Below are 24,246 nucleotides of genomic sequence, written 5' to 3' on the forward strand. Positions count from 1 at the left end.
GAACCGAGGCCGGCGAGAAACTCCCACAAGGATGCTCGCCACATGAGTGAATGATCTTCACGACCAAGTGCTTACTAATGACGCAAGGAGACGCGACATGGGAATCATCGCCTGGATCATCTTCGGACTGATCGCCGGCATCATCGCCAAGGTCATCATGCCCGGCAAGGACCCCGGTGGCATCATCGTCACCAGCATCATCGGCATCCTGGGTGCCGTGGTAGGGGGATGGATCGGCACGCAGCTCGGCTTCGGAGATGTCACCGGCTTCAATCTGGCAAGCTTCGTCATCGCCGTGCTCGGTGCCATCATCCTGCTGATCCTGTATCGAGTCGTTCGCAGGTAGCCCGCGACCCGCTCGCAGGCACTTCGCGAGCACTTCGCTAGCAGTGCGGGTGGGCCTGATCGGCTCCATGGCCTGACAGGAGCTGATCACATGGCTTTCCCCGCCGGTTTCACCCGCCATGACTCGACGACGGCCAGCCTGCACCAGTGGGCTGGCCGTCGTCTTGCATGGTCAAGTCACATGCACTGATGACTTCGAGGACCGCTCATGCCCGACATGCCACCTCCCGATCCTTCCACCTCTTCCTCACACGCCGCTCGACCGGGCCCACGCTCCCTGTCACACCCGCTCTCGAACGATGCCTTCGCCCGCCACGCCGAGACGCTGCTGGCGGTGATCTATCCCGAGCGCAAGGATGAGGTGCTGCGGCGTCTCGAGACACTGATGGAGCTGCATCGTTCGCGCCTTGCCCCCCGGGTGCCCGAGGGCGAACCGCTGTGGAGCGAACGTGATCAGTGGCTGATCACCTACGGCGACAGCGTGCAACAGGAAGGCGAGGCCCCGCTGGCCACCCTGAATGACTTCCTCGCGAGCCGTCTGGGTGACTGCCTCTCCGGGGTGCACGTCCTGCCCTTCTTCCCCTGGAGCAGCGACGACGGCTTCAGCGTCATCCACTACCGTGAGGTCAATCCGGCCCTCGGCGACTGGCAGGACATCCAGCGTCTGAGCGAGCAACGTGACCTGATGGCGGACCTCGTCATCAACCACTGCTCGCGGGAATCGCTGTGGTTCGCCGATTATCTGGCCGGCGTGCAACCCGGCCGCGATTACTTCATCGAGATGGACCCGGAAACGGACGTCTCCAGCGTGGTGCGACCACGCCCCTCGGCCCTGCTCACGCCGGTGCATACCCGTCGTGGCCTGCGTCATCTGTGGGCAACCTTCTCGGATGACCAGATCGACCTCAACTTCGCCAATCCCGACGTCCTGCTGGAGTTCATCGGTATCCTGCTCTATTACCTCGAGCAGGGCGCGCGCATGATCCGCCTCGATGCCGTGGCCTTCCTGTGGAAGCGTCTGGGCACCTCCTGCGTGCATCTGCCGGAGACGCATGCCGTGGTCCGCCTGCTGCGCGCCATCGTGGATCATCTGGCCCCCGGCAGCCTGCTGATCACGGAAACCAACGTGCCCCACGCCGAGAACATGTCGTATTTCGGCCTCGACCGCCTTTCCGAGCAGGACCTGACCTCCCTCGAGGGCAGCGCCCAGGCCGATGAAGCCCACATGATCTATCAGTTCACGCTGCCGCCGCTGACTCTGCATACCCTGACCTCCGGGGATGCCAGTGCACTGACCGAGTGGGCCGCCAGCCTGCCCTCTCTGCCGGCGGGATGCAGCTACTTCAACTTCACGGCCAGCCACGATGGCATCGGCGTGCGTGCGCTGGAAGGCCTGCTGCCGGACCATGAGCGCGATACCCTCGTGCGACTGGTGCACGACTTCGGTGGCTACGTCAGCATGCGCGCCAACCCGGGACGCGCCGACACTCCCTATGAGCTGAACATCAGCTATTTCGATGCCCTCAAGGGCACGCGGCGTGGACGGGACCCGTGGCAGATCGAGCGCTTCATCGCCAGTCAGACTCTGATGCTGAGCCTGCAGGGCATTCCCGGCCTCTATCTTCATTCACTGACCGCCACCCCCAATCACCAGGAAGGGGTCGAACGCGACGGGCATCTGCGCGCCATCAACCGCCGCAAGTGGCAGCGCGATGAACTGGAAGCCCTGCTGTCCAGCCCCAACACCGCGACCCATGAGGTCTTCCATGCCTTGAAGCGTCGCATGACGCTGCGCCGCGAGGAGCCGTGCTTCCACCCCGATGCCCATCAGCAGGTGTTCGACCTGGGGCCGGACTTCTTCGTCTTCGAGCGCGTCACCCACGAGGGACGCCGCCTGCTGTTCGCCCTCAATGTCACCGACCAGCCGCGTGTGCTGCCCTTGCCGGAAAGCTGGCAGGGCCTCGCGTTGACCGACCACCTGTGTCATGACAAGGCCTTCGACCCCGCCATGGCGCGCCGCCCCTATCAGGCCGCCTGGCTGATGGAGCAGTCGGTGCGCCCACCGGCCATCGAGGTCGTCTGACCTGACGACGTGCACGCCAACGACAACGGGGCTGCCAGTGGCAGCCCCGTTGTCGTTTTACCTTCCCGTGTCTGCCGCAACATGCGTGACCCATGAAAGCGGTTGGTGAAAGGTGTCGTTACTGGTTGTCCAGCTCCACCGCTTCATGCATGCGCTCGAGCAGGTCCGGCACCGCGGACTGCACCCGGTTCCAGCTCGGAATGAAGGGCTTGTCACGCGGGTTGTCGAGGAAGGCGCTGCCGGCATCCATGATGTTGGCGGCGAACAGCTCCACTGCCGCTTCCTCGCTGTGACGATCCACCGTCAGGCCATTCATGACGGCGTCGTTGTAATAGGTCTCGATCAGATCCAGCGCGATACGATAGTAGGTCGCCTTGATGGTGCGGAAAGTCTCGCCATGGATCTCGACCCCCAGCGTCGCCAGCTTGCGATACATGGCCTTGGCGATATCCAGACTCATGCGATTGAGGCCGCCCAGCGCATCTTCCTCGGACAGCGGCTGATGCTTGTGATCATAGGCATCGGCGATGTCCACCTGGCACAGACGCTTGGTGGAATAGTTGCGATGCACCTCGGACAGCACGCCGATCTCCAGCCCCCAGTCGCTGGGGATGCGAATGTCCGCCAGCACGTCGGTGCGCATCGAGAACTCACCGGACAGCGGATAACGATAGCTGTCGAGATAATCCAGATACGGCAGCGGGCCATAGACCTTCTTGAGCGCACGGATCAACGGCGTGACCATCAGACGTGCCACGCGACCATTGAGCTTGCCCTGGGCGATGCGCGAATAGTAGCCCTTGCAGAATTCGTAGTTGAACTGCGGATGGGCGACCGGGTAGATCAGGCGCGCCAGCAGGCCGCGATCATAGGTGACGATATCGCAGTCATGCAGTGCCACCGCCTCGGCGATGCCTGATGACTGCACGTAACCGGAGCAATACCAGACGTTGCGCCCCTTGCCGGCCTCCATCGGTGCCAGACCATGCTCGGTCAGCTCTTCATCCAGTGCACGCAGGCGCGGCCCGTCGTTCCACAGGATACGGTGATGCTGTGGCAGGTGAGAGAAGAACTCCTTGGCATGCTCGAACTGGTCGCGGTCGGCACGATCCAGCCCGATCACGATCTCGCTGAGATACGGCACCTGCGCCAGCTCATCGACGATGTGCTTGAGCGCGGGGCCTTCCAGCTCGGAATACAGCGAGGGCAGAATCAGGCTCATCGGCCGCTTGCGGGAGAAGCGCATCAGATCCGCTTCAAGGTCCTCCACCGGACGGTCGGTCAGGTTATGGAAGTTGGTGATGATGCCATTCTGGTAAAAATCGCTCATGTCAGCTCCTTGTCATACCGAAGACACGCATCAGGCAGGCGTCAGGCGCGCAGGCCTCTGGATGTCCATTCTTCCGGCTGGCCATTGGCCAGCCAGTGACGCAATCCCTCGACCCATCCCTGCGGCCCGGGGTGATTGGCGCGAAAACAGCGGCGTTCATCCGCCAGTAGCGGATACTCGGCAAGCTCCCGATCGCGCTGTGAGGTATCACCGACGCCGGGGATCAGGACAGCGTTGTCGACCGCGGCCAGCAATGGCAGGTCATTGGCGCCATCACCGAAGCCCAGTGTCCAGGGACGCACCCGCTCACAGAGCCGGTAGCGCGCGATCAGATAGCGCGCCGCCACCCCCTTGTCAGTGTCGCCCGTCACATGATGGAAACGCCCGCCCCGCGTCAGCTTGAGGCCATGGCTGGCCAGGCGCGTGCGGAATTCCTCGAGGCGCTCCGGCGCGTCCTGCCATACCAGCGGTTCACTGGCATCACGCTCCCCCGCCAGCGCCGCATCCGCCTCCCCCAGCCCCGTCAGCTCGCTGATTCTTGCCACCGACATCGCGGCAAAGCCTTCAAAGGCGAACTCCTCCCTCAATCCCTCCAGCACCTCGAGAATCGCGCGGCGCGGCATGGCCACCGCGATACGGCACAGGCCGTGCGCATCCGGGGCACTGGCCTCCTCCAGTGGATAGGCACTGAGCCAGGAGGCCGGCAGCGCCACGACGCCTCCGTTCTCGGCGATCCAGGGCTGACCCGCCAGCCCCAGCGAGCGCATCAAGGGCGTGAGTTCAGCCGCGGTCTTGGAGGTATTGGGCACGACCCAGGCGCCGCGAGCACGCAGGCGGGTCAGCCAGCTGCGCGCCGGACCCGGCGAGTAATCGTGATGGTCCAGCAGCGAGCCATCCAGGTCGGTCAGCAACAACAGCGGTGCTTGAGTCTCTGACATGTGAACTCTCCTCATGAAGTGCTGCAGCGTGCCAGGCATCCCCGCGGTGCGGTCTCGTTGCGCCAGGCAAGCCTGCCAAGAGCATTGCAGGGAATGTGCCAAGATGGTGCAGTCGCAATGACAGTCTGGCCTCTCATCTCTCAACTCTGATTCACTGCCGGCTTGCTTGCACCAACAATGAGCACAAATCCCCTGATGCATGTCGCGTCGCCACATTGCAGCGCATGTCTGTCGTCACGAACGACGACGCCCTCGCATCTGCGAGGGCGTCGAGTCTTCGGCCATCAGCAACATCTGTTGAGACTAGACCAGCCACAGTGACAGTTGCGGCCACAGCAGCAACATCGCCAGCACGCACAGCTGGATGGCGATGAACGGCAGCAGCGAGACGAAGATATCCTTGAGACTGATGCCTTCCGGTGCCACGCCTTTCAGATAGAAGGCGGCAGGCCCGAAGGGAGGCGACAGGAAGGACACCTGCATGTTGACCGCGAACAGCACGCCGAACCATACCGGGTCATAGCCAAGTTGGATGATGATCGGCACGAAGATCGGCAGGGTCAGCATCGCGATGCCGATCCAGTCGAGGAACAGCCCCAGCAGCAGCAGGATCGCCATCATCACCATGATGATCGCCAGCGGCGGGATATCGAGGCCGAGAATCATGCTCGACACGAAGCGGTTGCCGCCCATCAGGTTGTAGACCCCGACCAGCGCCGCCGCCCCGATACCGATCCAGATGATCATGCCGCAGGTGTTCATGGTCTGGGACAGCGCACGCTGCATCAGGGTGATGGAGAATTCACCCCGCAGCATCACCGCCACCAGCACGCCGAAGCTGCCCATCGCCGCTGCCTCCGTCACCGAGGCCACCCCACCATAGATGGAACCCAGCACCAGTCCCGCGATGATCGCCGGCACGCCGACGGCCTTGAGCAGCTCACGCTTGCTCTGGAAGCTGGCACGCCGCTCCTCCTCGGGCATCACCGGCCCCAGCGCGGGATTGCGCAGACAGCGGATCAGCACATAGAGGATATAGCATGCCATCAGCACGATGGCCGGGGTGATCGCCGCGGTGAACAGATCGGCAATCGACTGGTTGGCGATCAGGCCATAGATGATCAGCACGATGGAGGGCGGCATCATGGTGCCCAGCGAGCCCCCGGCACACACCACGCCGATGGCGATGTGCTTGTCATAGCCGAGCCGGAGCATCTGCGGCAGCGCCAGAATCCCCAGCAGCACGATCTCGCCGCCGATGATGCCGGACATCGCCGCCAGGAAGAACGCCACCACGATGGTCTGGATCGCCACACCGCCGGGCAGGCGTCCGGCCATCACGCGCATGGCATTGAACAGGTCCTTGGCGATGCCGGAGCGATCCAGCAGCGAGGCCATCAACACGAACATCGGCACCGCCACCAGCGAATACTCGGTGACGAAGCCATAGACACGACTGGTGACCAGCGGCAGCGCCATCGGGCCGAACCAGCCGAAGGTGTAGGCCAATGCCACCAGCCCGGTGACGAAGGCCAGCGGCAGGCCCGTGACCAGCAGCGCGAAGATGCCGCCGACCAGCAGCATCGTAGCCGTTGCGATATCCATCAGCGCTGCTCCTTGTCTGACGTGGTACGCGTCTCTTGTGCCGGGTGGGCAGCGGCGTCACTTTCCCCTTCGGGCAGACGGGGAGAGAAGAAGGTCTGGTAGAGATGCCACAGCGCCTGCAGGGTCATCACCGCCAGTGCGAACAGGATCACGCCCTTGGTCAGCGCCGGAAACGGCGGATTCCACGAGGTACCGGAGCGCTCCAGCTGCCATTCGCCCAGCGGGCTGTGCGAGGCGCGCCAGAACATCACCCAGCCTGCGTAACTCATCGCCATGCAGAACACGAGCGTCATCACGTCATTGAAGCAGTCCAGCACGTAGCGAAAGCGCGTGCCGACCAGGTCGTAGAGCACACGCACGCGAATATGGCGGTTGTTGGCCAGCGCCGCCGGCCCGCCCAGCGCGAAGCTGGTCGCGACCAGAAAGATCACCGTCTCGTGGACCCAGGAGGTCGGCGAGTCGAGGCCATAGCGCATCACCACCTCGAACACGCTGATCGCCATCGCCAGCAATACCAGCCACGCCGCGGCGCGCGTGCCCTTGCCGACCAGTCGGTCCAGTGGCGTGCGCGTGCCCAGATTCGGGTCGTTGTCATCCGACGCCTCCGGCAGGCCCGGCGACGCCACATCATGTTCTGCCATATCGAATTCCTTGCTAACTGGCTTGCTCAAGGAGGATCGGCGCGCCCAGTGAGCACGCCGATCATCATCTCCCGCGTCTTTCCTGATCGTCTTGATCCTGTCGACGTCTCGTCCCGGCGACTCTTGTCACGCGGCCGATGACAGCGAGTGGACGCTTACATCAGGTTGCGGTCGGTGAGGAAGGTGACCACGGACTCGTAGACCTTGCCGGTCAGCTCGTTCTTCTCGGCCCATACCTTCCATTCCTGCTGGGCGATGCGACGGAACTTGGCGCGCTCTTCCGGTGCCATGTCGATCACCTCGATATCCGGATTGGCTCGCGCCGCGCTCACCGCCTTGAGGTCACGTGCCTTGAGGGTGAAGACCATGTCGTAGGCCATCGAGTCAGTCGCTGTCTCCATGATCGCCTTGAGATCCACCGGCAGGCCGTCCCAGATGTCCTTGTTCATCGACACCGCCACCATCGGCAGCGAGTGGAAGCCCGGATAGGACGGGTACTTGGCGAAGCTGTGCAGGCCCTGGTCATCATTGGTGGCGAACACGGTGTAATCCGCCGCGTCGATCACGCCCTTCTCGAGACCGGTGTAGACCTCGGAGCCCGGCAGGTTGACGGGGGCTGCACCGGCCTTCTGGAAGATGTTGTAGACCATGCCTTCCGGCGCACGCACCTTGAGGCCCTTGAGATCATCGACGGTACGCACCGGCTTCTTGGAGACGAAGGACTCAAGCCCGGTGGCGCCTGCGCCGATCAGATGCACGCCGTAGGGCTCGACCAGCTCGTTGTAGAGCGCCTCACCACCGCCGTGCTGCATGTACTCGAGATATTCCAGTGGATCCCCCCAGGCACCCACCAGGTTGCCCAGCATGCCGAAGGCCGGATTCTGGCCCGAGAAGTAGGACGGGTCCGTCAGGTGGCCCTGCAGGATGCCGGCGCTGACGGCGTCCAGCGTCTGGTTGGCCTGTACCACGGCATTGACCGGCAGGATCTCGATGGCGATGCGCCCATCCGACATGGTCTTGATGTTCTCGGCCCAGGCCTTCTTGACCTCGAACTGCGGCTCACCGGCCGTTTCCGAGGTCTGGAAGGTCCATTCGTACTCGGCCGCCCAGCTGGGCGCGGCCATCGCACTGGCGGCCAGCGCCGTGGAAAGGGCAAGCGCCTTGAGCGCGAAACGCCCGGAGGCGAGGGACGGACGGTGGGACGTGGTGGAATGCGGCATGGTGGAACTCCTGGCGTGTTGTTATGACGTGTTATGACTTGTTATGACGTTCTTTGGCGTAGGGAAGACGTGCAGACACTTCCCGGCGTGGCGACGCCCAGGGCGCGGGTCACTCTCTTGACAGGGGGGCGGAGAGACTGGGCAGCTGACCGAAACGACGCAGCAGCTCCAGCGGCTCCTGGGCACGCCCGACACCGTGCGGCCCATCGGCCACCTCGGGCATGGCGAGCCCGAGATCGCGCCCGGTGCGGTCCAGCACATGCAGGGTCGCGGCATGGGCCGCCTCCGGCTGGCGCAGACGAATCGCCTCCATCACCGCACGATGGCGACCGAGACTGTCGCCCAGCTCCGAGGCGTTGTGGTTGGAGGTCGCCACCAGCAGGCTGATCGAGGGCTTGAGCACATGGCCGAGCTGTGCCCAGATGACGTTGTGGGTCGCGGCGAAGATGGCGTCATGGAAGGCGATGTCGGCACGATCGAATTCTTCCATGGCGCTGCCGCCATGCACCGCCGCCGCCATGCCGTCGTAGGCCTGCTCGATGGCGGACAGGTCCTGGGCGGTGGCCTCGGTGGCCGCCAGTGCGGCAACGAAGGGTTCGATGGAAATGCGGAAGGCGTAGATATCCCGTGCCAGCTGCGGATGCGGCATCGCATAGCGTGTCATCCAGCCGGTGACGCGTGGGTCGAGCAGATGCCACTCGCTGAGCGGATTGACGCGCGTGCCCTGCCCGGTGGTGCGGGTCAGGATGCCGGCATTGACCAGACTCTGGATCGCGGTGCGTACGGTGGCACGGCTCTGGGCGTGCTGATCGCAGAGATCCAGCTCACGAGGGATCAGACTGCCCGGCGGATAACGATTCTCGAAGATGGCCTGCGCCAGCCATTCCGCCACATCGACACGGGCGGTGGTCGACGATTCACTGGCGGTCGCTGACGTTGGGGATGACGTGCTGGCGCGCGGGTGGCCGCCTGCAGCACTCCTGGGTGGCGTGGGCATGATCGAACGTTCCTTGATGGCGTGGCGCGTCAATTGTGGCTCGCTCACCTCCCTCGCAGGATGGGTCGCGGTGCGCTCTTGTCCGTCAAGGAATAGCCCATGTCAGACATGCCAACAAGACACCTTAGACCAAGGGTGAGACCCGACTTTGGTCACACCTTTACGCAACTCCATGTTGCGCAAGGATTATTCAACTTCACCAGACTTCGCGCCATCTTCGCTCACGTCGCGAACCGGACACGACCGATCATCACCGTTCGCTCGGCGCCGCTGTCGGCCACCACCGTTCTCACCGCGGCCTCGCCTGCCGCGCCGAAGCTTGCCGAGAGCTCGATCTGACTGACCCCCTGGGCGATCAGCTCACTGACCAGGCGCTCGGCCGCCTTGAGCGAGCCCAGTGTGGCGACGGAGAGTCGCATCTCCCCGCTCCCCTGGCTGCTCAGCGAGGTATTGCCACTGTGCTCGACCAGAATCAGGAAGGCATGGTGCATAACGTCGTGCGTCTTCACGGCCATGACAGTCTCCTCACCACGAGATGGATCACGCATCAAGAAGCCTAGCGTGTCCCCGCGAGCATCAGGACTGATCTTTCTGAGCGCTTGTGGACCACGGATCAACGACATGTCGTCCTATCTGGACGTGAGCCGGGCACAAAAAAACGCCTGCCGCTTTCGCGACAGGCGTTCTCGAGCACCTCACTCCGAACCGATGGCCAGCTCCCTCATGATGCGAACATCATGTGTCGGCGAGCGCCATCCGTCAGGAACTCAGGCGTAGACCGGCAGACGTGCACAGACCTCGGAGACCTTGGCCTGTACCTCGGCTTCGGCAGCGGCGGAATCGCCGGCGACCATCGCCTCGAGGATGTCGCAGATCCAGCCCGCCAGATCCAGACACTCCTGCTCCTTGAAGCCGCGCGTGGTGACGGCCGGGGTGCCGATACGCAGACCGGAGGTGACGAACGGCGACTGCGGGTCACCCGGCACGGCATTCTTGTTGACGGTGATGTGGGCACGGCCCAGTGCCGCGTCAGCGTCCTTGCCGGTCAGGCCCTGCTTGACCAGTGACAGCAGGAACAGGTGATCCTCGGTGCCGCCGGAGACGACTTCGAAGCCACGCTCCAGGAACACGGATGCCATGGCCTGGGCGTTCTTCACGACCTGCTGCTGGTAGGTCTTGAAGGACGGATCCATCGCTTCCTTGAAGCAGATCGCCTTGGCCGCGATGACGTGCATCAGCGGGCCACCCTGGCCACCCGGGAAGACGGCGGAGTTCAGCTTCTTCTCGATGTCGGCATTGCCTTCGGCAGACAGGATCAGGCCGCCACGCGGACCGCGCAGGGTCTTGTGCGTGGTGGTGGTGACGACATGGGCGTGGGGCAGCGGGCTCGGGTAGACACCGGCGGCGACCAGACCGGCCACGTGGGCCATGTCGACCAGCAGATAGGCACCGACTTCGTCGGCGATCTTGCGGAACTCGGCCCAGTCGATGATCTGGGAGTAGGCGGAGAAGCCGGCGATGATCATCTTCGGCTTGTGCTCACGCGCCAGACGCGCGACTTCGGCGTAGTCGATCAGGCCGTTTTCGCCCAGACCGTACTGCACGGCATTGTAGTGCTTGCCGGAGAAGTTCGGACGTGCACCGTGAGTCAGGTGACCACCCGCGTCCAGGCTCATGCCCAGAATGGTGTCGCCCGGCGAGACCAGCGCCTGGAAGACGGCACTGTTGGCCTGGGAACCGGCGTGCGGCTGAACGTTGGCGTAGGTGGCACCGAACAGTTCGCAGGCACGATCGATGGCCAGCTGCTCGACCTTGTCGACGAACTCGCAACCGCCGTAGTAACGCTTGCCCGGGTAGCCTTCCGCGTACTTGTTGGTCAGCTGGGAGCCTTGCGCCTGCATGACGCGGGGGCTGGCGTAGTTCTCGGAGGCGATCAGCTCGATGTGAGCTTCCTGGCGAACGACTTCGTCGTCCATGGCGCTCAGGAGCGCATCATCAAAACCGGCAATCTGCATGTCACGGGTGAACATCGGGTGTCCTCGCCTGAAGGGTGATGACGACAGCGAATTCCGGCGCGGCCGGATCGCCATCTAGGGGTAAGATCAGGACCAGCATGATACCTCAGCCGGCGGTCCGATTCACATGAATCAGCATCATTGTTAACGCAAGATGGCCTCACGATCGACACGACGATCTCGAGGCCATCCTGCGGCGGCGTCATGCACTGCGCTGATGCTGCCTTTCCGTGCTCACTGCAGGGCGCGCAGCCCTGCCATGGGCGGCTGGCGGCGCACTTCCCGCGACAGCCAGAAGCCCAGCCCGCCGACCAGCACAGCGCCGATCAGCGGCAGGCCGAGCCACAGCCACGGATGCAGCACCACCGGCAGGCCCAGCCAGCCGGAATAGAGCCCGACCGCCGCGCCTTCCGCCAGCATCGCACCCAGCAGACCGCTCAACGCCCCCAGCAGCACGAACTCGGCAGCCTGCAGGCGGGCCAGCAGGCTCTGCCCGGCACCGAATACCTTGTAGAGCGCACCTTCGTGTTCTCGTGCGGGGCGGCTGGCCACCAGGGCCGCGTAGAGCACGCTGGCTCCGGCCAGCAGTACCAGACCGAGAATCAGCTCGACGGCCCGCGAGACCTGGGCGATCAGCTCCTGCACCCGCGTGAGAATCGCGTCGATGTTGATCAGGGACACGCTGGGGTAATCGCGCACCAGCGGTGCCAGCGCTCCCTCCTCCTCGAGATGAAACGCCGTCATGTAGCTGTGGGCGAAGCTCTCGAGCGCCCCGGGCGGGAAGATCACATAGAAGTTGGGCATGAAGCTGTCCCAGTCCACATGGCGCAGATTGACCACCTGCGCCTTGAGGGTCTCGCTGCCGATGGTGAACGACAGGCTATCGCCGATGGACAGTCCCATGCGCTGCGCCAGGTCTTCCTCCATCGAGACCGGCACCCCCTGCGCCTCGGCGATGGCCTGACGCCGCGAGGGTTCGGCATCCGCGAAGTCCTCGAGCGGCGCCCAGTCACCTGCCGTCACGCGGTTGTGATCAGGCAGATCACGATGCCAGGTGAGATTGAGCTCACGCTGGGGCACGCCGCGTGAGGATTCAGCCTCCCCGGTGCCTTCCTGCATGCCACCGGCCGCCTGTTCCGTGTCCGGCTGACGTTCACGGGTAGCGGCATTTTCCAGCGCCCGCTGCTGTGAGCGACCCAGCAAGGATTCGCCTTTCAGGGCGGTGATGCGCCCTCGCACCATCGGATAGAGCTCACTCAGGCCGTCTTGGGTCGACTCCGCCCCTTGCGCCTCCACGATGGCCGACAGCTCCTCGCCGAAGGCCTGCTGCTGGCCCGGCTGGATGTTGATGGCGAAGTGGTTGGGGGCATTGGCCGGAATCTGCGCCTGCCAGCGGCTGATCAGATCACCACGCACCAGCGCGATCAGTGCCACGGCCGCGAAGGTGACGGCGAAGGCCACCAGCTGACCGAGACTGGCGCCGCGACGCCGCGCCAGCAACCCGCCCGCCAGACGGACCGGCCGACTCCAGCCGCCCTGTCCCCGCGTACGCGCCACCACCTTGACCATCAGTGACAGCAGCAGCTGCCCCACCACCAGCAACAGTCCCAGCCCGATGATGCCGCCGACCAGCAACCCGGCCGCCAGCATGAGATCGCCCGAGTAGAGCCACATCAGGGCGCCGAACACCAGACTGGCCATCGCCACCACCACCCAGGCCGAGGCCGGCAGCGGGGCCAGTTCACGCCGCAGCACCTTGAGCGCACTGACCTGACGCAGGCGCAGCAGCATCGGACCGGCGAAGCCGGCCAGCACCGCCAGTGCCGTCAGAATCCCCAATGCCAGCGGCAAGGGGCCCGGCGCCGGCAGCTCCAGCGGCAGGAAGCGCTCCAGCAGTGCCACCAGCCCCATCTGCCCCAGCAGCCCCAATACGGCCCCCAGGGTGCTGGCCAGCAGCGCCAGCCAGCCAAGCTGAGCGGCAAACAACCGTGACAGCTGACGCTGGGAAGCCCCGAAGCAGCGCCATAGCGCGGCACTGTCCAGATGGCGTTCCACATAGCGGCGCGTCGACATCGCCACCGCGACCCCGGCCAGCAGCACCGCCACCAGCCCGGCCAGACTCAGATACTTGTCGGCACGCTCCAGTGAGCGCCCCAGTCGCGGGCGATCCTCGCGCACGTCCTTGAGGCGCACCTCGGCATTGTCGGCACTCGCCAGCAGCGGCGCGATGGCATCGCGCGCCTGCTGCACCGCCGCCGGATCGCCAGCGGCCAGCAGGCGATATTCCATGCGTGAACCGGGCTGGATCAGACCGGTCGCCTCGAGATCCGCCATGTTGAACATCAGGCGCGGGCTGAATTCGGAGAAACCGCCCTGCTGGTCCGGCTCACGAGTGATCAGGCCGCTCAGGGTCAGGGTCTTGCGCCCCACGGTGAGGGTATCCCCCGGCGACACTCCCAGCGCCGTGGCCAGGCGTGGCACCAGCCAGGCCTCCCCGGGTGGCGGGATGGCGGGGCGCGTGGCGGCTCTCTCGCCGTCAGCCGACCCGCCGTCGGCAGGCTTGCCGTCCGCCCCCGCGATTCGGGTCTCGGGCGTATCGGAGGCAAGCTCGATCTGCCCCATCAGCGGATACCCCGGCGAGACTGCCTTGAGGCTCGAGAGCACGAAGCTGTCGCCATGCGAGGCCATCGACACCATGCCCAGCTGCGGCGACATCTCGAGCCCGGCCTCCTCGAAGGCCTGCCGGAAACGCGGGTCCAGTGGGTTGCTGGACTCCAGCACCAGATCTCCCCCCAGCAGCTGTCCCGCCTGGCGCGTGAGACCACGATCCAGACGATCCAGAAAGAAGCCAATCATGGTGGTCGCGGCCACCGCCAGCATCAACGCCAGAAACAGCGCCCGCACATCGCTGGCACGCAGGTCCCGCAGCAGGCCACGCAACGCAAGCGGCAGACGCATGGCGCCCCCGCGCGGCGATCGCGCGTCAGATGTCATGCTGGCATCAGTCATGCTGCCCTCCTTGCGGTTTGGCCACCGCAGGTGCCGTGGCATCGTCCCGCCATTCGACCAGCTTGCCGGCTTCCAGCGTCAGACAGCGATCACAGCGCCTGGCCAGGGTCAGATCATGGGTGACCAGAATCAGCGTGGTGCCGCGCTCACGGTTGAGGGTGAACAGCAGCTCCGCGATGCGATCACCGGTAGCGGTATCCAGATTGCCGGTGGGCTCATCGGCGAACACCAGCCCCGGTCCCGCCACGAAGGCGCGGGCGATCGCCACCCGCTGCTGCTCGCCGCCAGACAGATGACGCGGCAGGTGATCAAGACGCTCCGCCAGCCCCACTCGCGCCAGCCAGTCACGTGCCCTGGCCTCGATATCGCCCCGGGGCGCCAGCTCCAGCGGCATCAGCACGTTCTCCAACGCCGTCAGGGTCGGCAGCAGCTGGAAATTCTGGAACACGAAGCCCACCTGCCCCGCGCGCAGCGCCGCACGCCCGTCTTCATCCAATCCGGCAAGCGAGGTGCCGAACAGGCGAATATCGCCTTGGGTCGGACTGTCCAGCCCCGCCAGCAACCCCAGCAGCGTGGATTTTCCGGAACCACTGGCCCCGATGATCGCCACGCTCTCGCCGGCTGCCACGGCAAGCTCTAGATCTTCAAGAATGGTCAACTGGCCGTCACCGCTGGCGACACGCTGGGTCAGACCCGTGACATTGAGGACTGCCGTCGGCGCCTGCGGATTCGCTGCTGACGGTGCCGCGACTGACGCTTGATCCGACGCAAAGGGGGCGTCGTTAATGGAGGCGTTATGTGACATCGTGTCTGCTCGCTTATGGTTGTGAACGGGATGGCCATGAACGCCAGTCCCCGAAACGGATGTGAAACGTGTGCAGATGATGGAGATGAGGAATGCAGAGATGGCTGGTGAATCGCCGTGAAACGCAACGTCTGTCCCGAGTCGCCGAACCGCGCGTCACGCGCAAGACTGCCGGACTCACGCGGCTGCGCAATGCGCTTGCCAGTACGGCACTGACCCTCGTGGCCGTGCTGGCGCCTCAGGTGGCGCTGGCAGATGCGCCGGCTCCCTGGCTGGTGGTCGGCGACTCCCTCTCGGCCGGCTACGGCATCGACAGCAGCCGGGGTTGGGTCGCGTTGCTCGACGAGCGCCTCGAGGACACCCTGGGCAACGATGCGCCTGAGGTCATCAATGCCAGCATCAGCGGCGATACCACCGAAGGCGGCCTGAATCGCCTGCCGGCACTGCTCGACCGACACGACCCTTCGCTGGTGATGATCGAACTGGGCGGCAATGATGGCCTGCGCGGCCTGCCGCCTGCGCGCATGCAATCCAATCTGGCCAGCATGATCGATGCCGTGGAGGATGCCGGCGCCCAGCCCGTGCTGCTGGGGATCGAGATCCCGCCCAACTATGGCCCGGCCTATACCGACGCCTTCCGCCAGGTCTATCGGGCGCTGGCCGACGAATACTCCGTGCCGTTGGTGCCCTTCATTCTCGAGGGCATCGCCACGGCGCCGGCCGGCCAGAAACTGATGCAACAGGACCGTATCCACCCGACGGCCAAGGCCCAGCCGAGGTTGCTGGACAACATCTGGCCGACGCTCGAGCCGCTCGCGCTACCTGCCACACAGTGACCCTGCACGTGTCTACCTTGCCTGAACATGACATGGGGCATCCCGGTCAGAATCAAAGGTGACGGTGGTTTCCCGAAGGGCGTGTCCTCTCGATACGCCCTCTCGACAAGCCCTCCCGACAAGCCCTCCCGACAAGCCCTCTTGTCATGCCCTGCCGCCACGCTTTTCATCACGCTCGTCCATCGTGCCCCGCCCGGGGCGCTTCGCCCTTCAGAGCACTGAGGATTCCACCATGAGCAAGTCCCGCAAGGCAGCCCCCGGCAAGTCAGCCCCCACAGCGACACCCGCGCATGCGGCAACCGGGCAGCCCCCGCCGGCCCCCGAGACTCCTCACATGACGCTCGGGCCGGTCTCCAGCGACGCCTACCCTTACGACAAGCGGCTCAAGCGCAAGGTCTACGAGGCCGAGAAGCGGGCCCTGCAGATCGAGCTGCTCAAGGTCCAGCATTGGCTGCGTGACAGTGGCGAGCGGCTTGCCATCGTGTTCGAGGGGCGTGACGCCGCCGGCAAGGGCGGCACCATCAAGCGCTTCATGGAATACCTCAACCCGCGTTTCGCGCGCATCGTGGCACTGGACAAGCCCAACGAGACGGAGAAGGGACAGTGGTACTTCCAGCGCTACGTCTCGCGCTTTCCCACCAGTGGTGAAGTCGTGCTGTTCGATCGCAGCTGGTACAACCGTGCAGGAGTCGAGGCGGTGATGGGCTTCGCCAGCCCTGACGAGGTCGAGCGTTTTCTCATCCAGGTGCCACAGCAGGAGCGCCTGTGGGTCGAGGATGGCCTGCATCTGGTCAAGCTCTATTTCTCGGTCTCCCGGGAAGAGCAGTCCAATCGTTTCGCCAAGCGCGCCGCCGACCCGCTGACGCGCTGGAAACTGTCACCGATGGACGCCGTGGCCCAGGAGAAGTGGGACGACTACACCACCGCGGCCGAGGCGATGTTCGCGCGTACCCACAGTCGCCACGCCCCCTGGACGCTGATTCGCTCCGATGACAAGCGTCGTGCTCGCATCGGCGCACTGCGCCATGTGCTCAGCCAGCTCGACTACCCCGGCAAGGACACACGGCTGATCGGCACGCCGGACCCATTGATCGTGGTGGATGCCGGCCGTCTGATCCTGCCCACGGACTAGTACGCCCCTGAGGATGCAGGCGCGGGCGGAGCGCGCTCATGTCGTGTGTGACAGTGTCTCCGGCGCCTTCTGCAGCTGCTGCAGGCCCAGGCCTGCCAGAATCAGCACCAGCCCCGCGAGTGTCGAGGTCAGGATCGGCTCGCCGACGATGAAGTGCAGCAGCGTCAACGACACGGGGGGAGACAGGAAGATCAGATTGGAGACCTTGGCGGTACGCGACACCTTGTGGACCGCCAGCTGCCAGAGCACGAAGGCGATGCCCATCTCGCACAGGCCGACATAGAGCCCGGCCATCAGCGCCTGAGGATTGGCGTTGTCCCCGATGAAGTTGCCAAACCCCGGCCCGATGGCCACCAGCAAGGTCAGGACCGGCAAGGCGACGCTGAAGTTCTGCCACTGGGCGACCAGCGGGGCGCGGGCATCCCGCGCGTTCAGCAGCCAGTAGAGGGCCCACAGCAGGGTCGAGCCCAGCGCCAGTCCGACGCCGAGGGGGTCGGCGAAGGCGACATCGAACACCTGCCCGCGGGTGGCGATGGTCCACACCCCGGCGTAGGCGATCAGCCCTGCCGCGACATCGATGCGCGTCAGGCGCTGCGCGAGGATCGGCACGGCAAGAAAGGCCATCGCCAGTGCCCAGGTATAGTTGAGCGCCATGGCCTCCTGCCCCGGCAGACGTGCATAGGCGCCGAACAGCACCAGATAATAGCCGACCGGGTTCATCAGTCCGGCCCAGGCCGCTGTCCGCCAGCCGCCTTTCCAGCCGCTGGCGAGCGCCTCGCGCAGCCGACCCTGACGCCACATCAGCACGCCGATCAACAGCCAGGAGACCAGCGCTGCCAGCCACACCAGCTCCAGCGGCGACATCTGCGCCAGCGCCAGCTTGAAGGCCGTTGCCACGGTCGACCACAACCCGACCGCTCCCAGACCATAGAGCATGGCCTCCCTGTCCTGACTCATGGCATGCTTCCTCGCAATTCGGACACCGCCATCCTGGCGGTGTCGACCTGACGCCCATGCCCGCCATGCGCGTCGCAGGCTTGAGCATCGCGCGCGTGGCGTGCAGCTGCAAGCCCGTGTACGCAAAGGACGCTTTACGATGACCAGCAGCCCCTCCTCGCAGCTACCGCACGCCAACCCGCAGCCCGATCCCCCCTCCACGGCGCTGGTCAGCGCCTACCGTCTCGACGGCAAGGGCAGCGCGACCCTCTTGAGCGATGATGAGCTGCGCCAGGCCTGGCATGAGCCGGAGGCCTTGATCTGGATGCACCTCGATTACACGCGAGGCGACGTCAATGATTATCTCGCCGGCATCGCGCAGCTGGATGATCCCAGCATCGAGGCCCTCACCGAGCTGGACACACGCCCACGCGTCGCACGTTTCGGCGGCGGCATCGTCACCACCCTGCGCGGCATCAATCTCAACCCGGGTGCCGCGCCGGAAGACCTGCTGTCCCTGCGCCTGTGGATGAGCCCGACTCGCCTGATCACCCTGCGCCGACGCCCCTTCCAGTCGATCACCCAGGTACGCGAGCAGCTGGAAGCCGGCCAGGGGGCCGAAAACATCTCCTGGCTGCTGGCGATGATCAGCGATGCGCTGGTTGATCGCGTCGCCGAGCTCAGCCACCGCCTTGACGATCAACTGGCGATCCTCGAGGAGGATCAGCTCAATGACGTGGAGATCGATCCCGACGACATCACGCGGCTGCGCCGCCCGTTGATCACCCTGCGGCGCTTCATGGGGCCTCAGCGCGACTGCCTGGCCCAGCTGGCTCAGGGGCCCTTGTGGATCGATGAGCAGGCGCGACTGGACCTGCGCGAGATCGCCAACCAGCTGTCGCGTTACGTGGAGGACTTTCAGGCCATGCAGGAACGCGCCCTGATCCTTCACGAGCAGCGCATGAGTGAGCACAACGAACAGCTCAACCAGCGCATGTACCTGCTCTCCGTCATCACCGCCGTCTTCCTGCCGCTGGGCTTCCTCACCGGACTGCTGGGCGTCAATGTCGGCGGGATTCCCGGCAGCGAGAGCCCATGGGGCTTCACGCTGTTCGTCGGCATGACGCTTGGGGTGGTCGCGATGCAGATGTGGCTGCTCAAGCGCAAGAAATGGTGGTGACGCGGATCGGGGCACTCGTCACGATGTCGGAGTGCCCTGTTCGCGGCTGGCGCGGTCGATATGGCCGAGATCGCGCTCCGGGTCGAGCACATCACGCACGCGTTGCTTGAGGTCACGGCTGTCCGGGAAGCCGCCATCCCGCTTGCGCTCCCAGAGCACCTGCCATTCGGCGTCAGGCGCAGGCTGGCAGAGCACCTCGAAGTGCCCGCCGTGACTGGGCGCGAGAGCGACCTCATCCAGCGCTTCCCCGAAGGTGGAGAGCAGTTCCTGGGCATACCAGGCCGCGCGCAGCAGCCAGTTGCAGCCGGTGCAGTAGTGAATGCGAATCTTGAGCGTGGACGGTTGATCCATGAGAGCGAGCGTTCCAATCGTGAGTGAAGAGTTGCCGTTCCCACTTCACTGCAGCGAGGCGTTCGGGTCAATGCCGAAATGCGTGCAGGGATGAGAGCGTCGACAACTGGCACTGGGCATCCCCGCACGGGCACGGAATAATGAGGATTCAGCCGCCGACCTTCGGAGCCATGCATGTCAGACCCGTCATCGTCCTCGTCCCCATCGTCTCCCTCCTCGCGCTCGGCCTCAAGGCCCTCGTCAGATGCCTCGACGGAGGCCACGACGACAGGGACGCCTGACCCCCAGAAGGAGCACGCCACGGGACAACGCCCGGAGCAGGACCAGGTCAAGGACACCACCAGCGGCGCCCAGAGCCGCTTCTTCGAGCGCATGACCGGCGATGAAGACTCGCGCATGTGCAAGGATATCTCCGAGGATGCCTGCCATCAGCAGCCCGGCAATGTCTGGCGCCATCTGCTGGCCTCGCTGGGGACCAAGCTGGCCGACGAGCTGGCAAGTGCACGCCTGGTGCTGCCGTGGCTGCTGGGATTGATCGGCGCCCCGGTGTGGATGGTGGGGCTGCTGGTGCCGATTCGTGAAGCCGGCGCCCTGCTGCCGCAACTGGTGGTGGCGGGCTTCATCCGCCCGCTCCCGCGGCGCAAATGGGTCTGGGTCGCGGGGTCCGTGCTGCAAGCGCTGATGGCCTTCAGCCTGGTGATCATCACGCTGCTCTCTCGAGGCGACGGTGACAGTGGCCTGGGCGGCAGCCTGGCCGGTGGCCTGGGCGGCAGCCTGGCCGGTGGCCTGGTGCTGGGGTGTCTGGTCGTGCTGTCACTGGGGCGTGGCGTGGCCTCCATCGCCACCAAGGACGTGCTGGGCAAGACGATCGCCAAGCAGCGCCGTGGCCGCCTGATGGGATGGAGTGGCAGCCTGGCCGGCGCCATGACGTTGCTCGCGGGGGGTGTTCTGATGCTGCTGGGCGAGCAGCCCGGTCAACAGGTGCTTGCCACCCTGATGGCGATCGCGGCACTGGGCTGGAGTCTGAATGCTTTCTGCGCGGCGCTGATCAAGGAAGATCGCGGCGCCACCAGCGGCGGTGCCAATGCCTGGGACACCGTGCGCCAGGGGTTCAGCCAGCTGCGCCATGACGCCGCCTTCCGCAATTTCAATCTGGCGCGTGCGCTGTTGCTCTCAAGTGCCCTGGCCCTCCCCTACATCGCGCTGCTGGGCCAGCAGCAGAGTGGCGAAAGCCTCGGCGGACTCGGGGTACTGGTGGTCGTGTCAGGCCTGGCGGGCATGGTCGCCAGCCCCATCTGGGGCAAGCTTGCCGATACCTCGAGTCGGCGCGTGATGCGCAACGCCGGCGCCGGTGCCGCCGTGTGCTGCGCGCTGGCCGGCAGCATGGTGTGGTGGCCCGGAGCGCTTTCCGACAGCGTCTGGAGTTATGCCGTGGTCTACGGGCTGCTGGTGATCGCACATTCCGGCATCCGCCTGGGACGCAAGACTTACGTGGTGGATCTCGCCAGCGCTGACAATCGCGCGCTCTACGTGGCTCTGTCCAACACCCTCACCGGCGTGCTGATGCTGGTGCTGGGTCTTGCCATCGGCGGTCTGGCCCAATGGCTGGGCAGCGAGTGGCTGCTGCTGATTCTGGCCGGTGTCGCCACGGCGGCCGCCCTGTGTGCGCAACGTCTGCCGGAAGTGGAAGACGACTGATACCGGACAGAGCGGTCTGCCAAACCTCGCGACGGGGGCCCGGGACAGGCGCTGGCCCCCGACACATCAGCGGCTGCGATTGCATAAGCCGCGTCTCCCCGCCATAGTGAAACCGATGATGGTGCTGGAATGTCCGGGCACACGGACAGGCACCCGATACCCGTACTCTCGGGCTCGGTCACAAGGGCCGGGTTCTTTAGCCGCAAGGATCAGTGCCAGATGAAAAGACCCCACATGATCAGCCCCGAGCTGCTCGAGAGAGTGGTGAATGCCTCGGACGATGGCATCGTGGTGGCCGAACAGGAAGGTGACGAGAACATCCTGATCTACGTGAATCAGGGCTTCGAGCGCCTTACCGGTTACAGCGCCGACGAGATTCTCTACCGCGATTGCCGTTTTCTGCAGAATGACGACCGTGACCAGCCACAGCTGGACAACATCCGTGCCGCGCTGCGCGACAAGCGCCCGTGCCGCGAGATACTGCGCAACTATCGCAAGGATGGCAGCCTGTTCTGGAACGAACTCTCCATGACTCCGGTCTTCGACGAGCACGACAATCTCCAGTACTTCGTCGGTGTCCAGAAGGATGTCACCAGCCTGATGACCGCGCATGAGGAGCTGGAGCGCCTGCGGGAAGCCCGCAAGAGCGATGTCGAGTGACCACTGACACGCTCCCCTCCTTTCGGTCATGAACGACTCGCCAACGCCCACCACCCGGTGGGCGTTGGCGTTCGTGCGCAGACGAAAACTTCCCCGCGACCCACCAGAGCATGCTTCCACGCACACAGGACTTGTCATCGAACTTCTCCAGCGCTATATAGCGAAGGAGCCTTCGGCAGGTCGCCGCAGGCGGTGTCTGACGCCTCGCGTCTGGCAGACTGATTCATGATCGGGAGGTCCGCCCATGGCCCGCGAACAATTCCTCGACGATATCGATGCTACCGCCCTGGCGGAGGAAGCCACCAACGACGTGGACTTCGAACTGTCTTCCAGCTCCACCCCCGCCAGGCCCCAGCGCAGCGACTCGCGCCAGCGCCTCGAAGCCCTGCTGGAAGAACGTGCGCTGGCACGCTCCATCCGTGAAGGCTGGGACGATGAAGCGGATGATGATGACCTGCTGGACGCCAGTGACTGGGGAGAGGAGGAGTGAGCGCCTCGCGATGAGGCCGGGGCTGGCCTCGAGATGCCCCTTCAGGGAAGGTTCGCCACACCGCTTCTCGGTGAAGACCAGGGGGTTCAGCCCCGTCAGCGAACCGGCCATGGAATGGCCGCCGTCACGCCAACGATGGCCCTGACTGGTCAAGCGTGACCACGGGCACTATCATCAGCGCGTCATTCCATTCTCCAACCAAATTGGGATTCCATGGCGCAATACGTCTATACCATGAACCGGGTGGGCAAGGTCGTCCCCCCGAAGCGCGAGATTCTCAAGGACATCTCGCTGTCCTTCTTCCCGGGTGCCAAGATCGGTGTGCTCGGTCTCAACGGCTCGGGCAAGTCCTCGCTGCTGCGCATCATGGCCGGCGTGGATCAGGACTACAACGGCGAAGCGCGTCCCATGCCGGGCCTCAATGTCGGCTACCTGCCCCAGGAGCCGGAGCTGGATGATTCCAAGAACGTGCGCGAGTGCGTCGAGGAATCTCTGGCCCACATCAAGAATGCCCAGGCGGAGCTGGATGAAGTCTATGCCGCCTACGCCGAGCCGGACGCCGACTTCGACGCCCTCGCCGCGCGTCAGGCCAAGCTCGAGGACCTGATCCAGGCCTCCGACGCCCACAACCTCGAGCGCAAGCTGGAAGTGGCCGCCGAAGCGCTGCGCCTGCCGCCGTGGGATGCCAATGTCGGCGTGCTGTCCGGTGGTGAACGCCGCCGTGTCGCCCTCTGCCGCCTGCTGCTCTCGAGCCCCGACATGCTGCTGCTGGATGAGCCGACCAACCACCTGGACGCCGAGTCCGTCGCCTGGCTGGAGCGCTTCCTGCACGATTACGCCGGCACCGTGGTCGCCATCACCCACGACCGTTACTTCCTCGACAATGTCGCGGGCTGGATTCTCGAGCTCGACCGTGGCCAGGGCATTCCCTTCGAAGGCAACTATTCCTCGTGGCTGGAGCAGAAGGACGCTCGCCTGCAGCAGGAAGCCAAGCAGGAAGCCTCACGCAACAAGGCCATCCAGCAGGAGCTCGAGTGGGTTCGCCAGAATCCCAAGGGTCGTCAGGCCAAGAGCAAGGCGCGTCTCAACCGCTTCGAGGAAATGCAGTCCGGTGATTTCCAGAAGCGCAACGAGACCAACGAGATCTACATTCCGCCGGGACCGCGTCTGGGCGACAAGGTCATCGAGCTGCACAACGTCACCAAGCGTTTCGAGGACAAGCTGCTGTTCGACGACCTGTCCTTCACCATTCCCCAGGGTGCCATCGTCGGTATCGTCGGCGGCAACGGTGCGGGCAAGTCCACGCTGTTCAAGCTGGTGACCGGCAAGGAAACCCCGGACAGCGGCGAAGTGGTGCTGGGCGAGACCGTCAAGATCGCCTACGTCGAGCAGCTGCGTGATGGCCTGGAAGACAATCAGACTGTCTGGGAAGCCGTCTCCGGCGGCCAGGACATGCTCAACATCAATGGCCATGAAGTCTCCTCGCGCGCCTATGTCGGCCGCTTCAACTTCAAGGGCACGGATCAGCAGAAGCGTCTGTCTGATCTGTCCGGTGGTGAGCGTGGTCGTCTGCAGCTGGCGCAGACGCTCAAGCAGGCCGCCAACGTGCTGCTGCTGGATGAGCCGTCCAACGACCTGGACATCGAGACCCTGCGTGCACTGGAAGAGGCGCTGCTCGCCTTCCCGGGCTGTGCACTGGTCATCTCGCACGACCGCTGGTTCCTGGATCGCATCGCGACCCACATCCTCGCCTACGAAGGGGACTCCAACGTGGTGTTCTTCGAGGGCAGCTACAGCGAGTACGAAGAGGATTACCATGCGCGTGTCGGCAACGATGCGCCCAAGCGCATGAAGTACAAGCGTATCGATGCCTGATCCGGTGATCTGAACCGCTGGATTGACCAGGACGCCCTTGCCGCTGACGCCGCAAGGGCGTCCTGCGTTTGAGGCAAGCCTCACAAGGGCGCTCCCGCGT

The 24,246-nt window shown here is 64.8% G+C and carries 21 protein-coding genes; 9 read left to right on the forward strand and 12 right to left on the reverse strand.

What is annotated here, in order from left to right; translation table 11 throughout:
- The first annotated feature begins 97 nt into the window (after positions 1-97).
- Together HXS66_RS06660 and HXS66_RS06665 are read left to right on the forward strand one after the other, a co-directional pair.
- On the forward strand, positions 98-346 hold the full coding sequence (locus tag HXS66_RS06660; protein WP_077375006.1) for a GlsB/YeaQ/YmgE family stress response membrane protein: 249 nt from the start codon (positions 98-100) through the stop codon (positions 344-346).
- Positions 347-553: 207 nt separating this feature from the next.
- The gene (locus HXS66_RS06665; protein ID WP_254696543.1) at positions 554-2,428 is read left to right on the forward strand and encodes a sugar phosphorylase; all 1,875 of its coding nucleotides are present in this window, start codon (positions 554-556) and stop codon (positions 2,426-2,428) included.
- A gap of 118 nt (positions 2,429-2,546) precedes the next feature.
- Here the strand turns inward: HXS66_RS06665 and HXS66_RS06670 are convergent, their stop codons facing one another.
- The 10 genes from HXS66_RS06670 to HXS66_RS06715 all read right to left on the reverse strand — a co-directional run bounded on the left by HXS66_RS06670 (position 2,547) and on the right by HXS66_RS06715 (position 14,988).
- Complete coding sequence (locus HXS66_RS06670) at positions 2,547-3,758, reverse strand: glycosyl transferase (RefSeq protein ID WP_077375009.1); 1,212 nt, start codon at positions 3,756-3,758, stop codon at positions 2,547-2,549.
- A gap of 41 nt (positions 3,759-3,799) precedes the next feature.
- Positions 3,800-4,696 carry a mannosyl-3-phosphoglycerate phosphatase gene (locus HXS66_RS06675; protein ID WP_176503130.1) on the reverse strand — a complete coding sequence of 299 codons (897 nt, stop codon included), beginning with the start codon at positions 4,694-4,696 and terminating at the stop codon, positions 3,800-3,802.
- A gap of 303 nt (positions 4,697-4,999) precedes the next feature.
- Positions 5,000-6,301 carry a TRAP transporter large permease subunit gene (locus HXS66_RS06680; RefSeq protein ID WP_176503131.1) on the reverse strand — a complete coding sequence of 434 codons (1,302 nt, stop codon included), beginning with the start codon at positions 6,299-6,301 and terminating at the stop codon, positions 5,000-5,002.
- Positions 6,301-6,942: a TRAP transporter small permease subunit gene (locus tag HXS66_RS06685; RefSeq protein ID WP_176503132.1), complete on the reverse strand. Its 642-nt coding sequence runs from the start codon at positions 6,940-6,942 to the stop codon at positions 6,301-6,303. Before HXS66_RS06685 ends, HXS66_RS06680 begins: the two co-directional genes overlap by 1 nt.
- Positions 6,943-7,097: 155 nt before the next feature.
- Complete coding sequence (locus HXS66_RS06690) at positions 7,098-8,162, reverse strand: TRAP transporter substrate-binding protein (protein WP_176503133.1); 1,065 nt, start codon at positions 8,160-8,162, stop codon at positions 7,098-7,100.
- Between the two features lie 109 nt (positions 8,163-8,271).
- Complete coding sequence (locus tag HXS66_RS06695) at positions 8,272-9,159, reverse strand: FadR/GntR family transcriptional regulator (protein WP_141392136.1); 888 nt, start codon at positions 9,157-9,159, stop codon at positions 8,272-8,274.
- 221 nt (positions 9,160-9,380) lie between these two features.
- Complete coding sequence (locus HXS66_RS06700) at positions 9,381-9,674, reverse strand: DUF6506 family protein (RefSeq protein WP_084208052.1); 294 nt, start codon at positions 9,672-9,674, stop codon at positions 9,381-9,383.
- Positions 9,675-9,926: 252 nt separating this feature from the next.
- Positions 9,927-11,189 carry a serine hydroxymethyltransferase gene (gene glyA / locus HXS66_RS06705; protein ID WP_077375029.1) on the reverse strand — a complete coding sequence of 421 codons (1,263 nt, stop codon included), beginning with the start codon at positions 11,187-11,189 and terminating at the stop codon, positions 9,927-9,929.
- A 219-nt stretch (positions 11,190-11,408) separates the two neighbouring features.
- Positions 11,409-14,132, reverse strand: a complete 2,724-nt coding sequence (locus HXS66_RS06710) for an ABC transporter permease (protein WP_176503250.1) — start codon at positions 14,130-14,132, stop codon at positions 11,409-11,411.
- A gap of 43 nt (positions 14,133-14,175) precedes the next feature.
- Positions 14,176-14,988 carry an ABC transporter ATP-binding protein gene (locus HXS66_RS06715; RefSeq protein ID WP_176503134.1) on the reverse strand — a complete coding sequence of 271 codons (813 nt, stop codon included), beginning with the start codon at positions 14,986-14,988 and terminating at the stop codon, positions 14,176-14,178.
- 92 nt (positions 14,989-15,080) lie between these two features.
- Here HXS66_RS06715 and HXS66_RS06720 point away from each other — a divergent pair, with 92 nt between their 5' ends.
- Both HXS66_RS06720 and ppk2 read left to right on the forward strand, forming a co-directional pair.
- Positions 15,081-15,824, forward strand: a complete 744-nt coding sequence (locus tag HXS66_RS06720) for an arylesterase (RefSeq protein ID WP_176503135.1) — start codon at positions 15,081-15,083, stop codon at positions 15,822-15,824.
- Between the two features lie 232 nt (positions 15,825-16,056).
- Positions 16,057-16,956: a polyphosphate kinase 2 gene (gene ppk2 / locus HXS66_RS06725; protein WP_176493463.1), complete on the forward strand. Its 900-nt coding sequence runs from the start codon at positions 16,057-16,059 to the stop codon at positions 16,954-16,956.
- A 36-nt stretch (positions 16,957-16,992) separates the two neighbouring features.
- On the opposite strand, the gene HXS66_RS06730 is transcribed toward ppk2, so the two are convergent.
- Entirely contained in the window at positions 16,993-17,913 is a 921-nt protein-coding gene (locus tag HXS66_RS06730; RefSeq protein WP_176503136.1) for a DMT family transporter, read from the reverse strand.
- Between the two features lie 139 nt (positions 17,914-18,052).
- Here HXS66_RS06730 and HXS66_RS06735 point away from each other — a divergent pair, with 139 nt between their 5' ends.
- On the forward strand, positions 18,053-19,072 hold the full coding sequence (locus tag HXS66_RS06735) for a zinc transporter ZntB (RefSeq protein ID WP_176503137.1): 1,020 nt from the start codon (positions 18,053-18,055) through the stop codon (positions 19,070-19,072).
- A gap of 18 nt (positions 19,073-19,090) precedes the next feature.
- Here HXS66_RS06735 and HXS66_RS06740 read toward each other — a convergent pair whose 3' ends face one another.
- Complete coding sequence (locus HXS66_RS06740) at positions 19,091-19,423, reverse strand: SelT/SelW/SelH family protein (protein WP_176503138.1); 333 nt, start codon at positions 19,421-19,423, stop codon at positions 19,091-19,093.
- Positions 19,424-19,795: 372 nt separating this feature from the next.
- On the opposite strand from HXS66_RS06740, the gene HXS66_RS06745 reads away from it, so the two are divergent.
- From HXS66_RS06745 to ettA, 4 genes are all read left to right on the forward strand, one after another.
- Positions 19,796-21,121: an MFS transporter gene (locus HXS66_RS06745; RefSeq protein ID WP_176503251.1), complete on the forward strand. Its 1,326-nt coding sequence runs from the start codon at positions 19,796-19,798 to the stop codon at positions 21,119-21,121.
- Positions 21,122-21,340: 219 nt separating this feature from the next.
- On the forward strand, positions 21,341-21,781 hold the full coding sequence (locus tag HXS66_RS06750; RefSeq protein ID WP_077375053.1) for a PAS domain-containing protein: 441 nt from the start codon (positions 21,341-21,343) through the stop codon (positions 21,779-21,781).
- 244 nt (positions 21,782-22,025) lie between these two features.
- Positions 22,026-22,271, forward strand: coding sequence for a PA3496 family putative envelope integrity protein (locus tag HXS66_RS06755; RefSeq protein WP_077375056.1), 246 nt, complete (start codon positions 22,026-22,028; stop codon positions 22,269-22,271).
- 213 nt (positions 22,272-22,484) lie between these two features.
- On the forward strand, positions 22,485-24,146 hold the full coding sequence (gene ettA / locus HXS66_RS06760; RefSeq protein WP_077375059.1) for an energy-dependent translational throttle protein EttA: 1,662 nt from the start codon (positions 22,485-22,487) through the stop codon (positions 24,144-24,146).
- Positions 24,147-24,246: the final 100 nt, after the last annotated feature.

Source organism: Cobetia sp. 5-11-6-3 (assembly GCF_013374055.1).
In the GTDB taxonomy this organism is placed as follows: domain Bacteria; phylum Pseudomonadota; class Gammaproteobacteria; order Pseudomonadales; family Halomonadaceae; genus Cobetia; species Cobetia marina.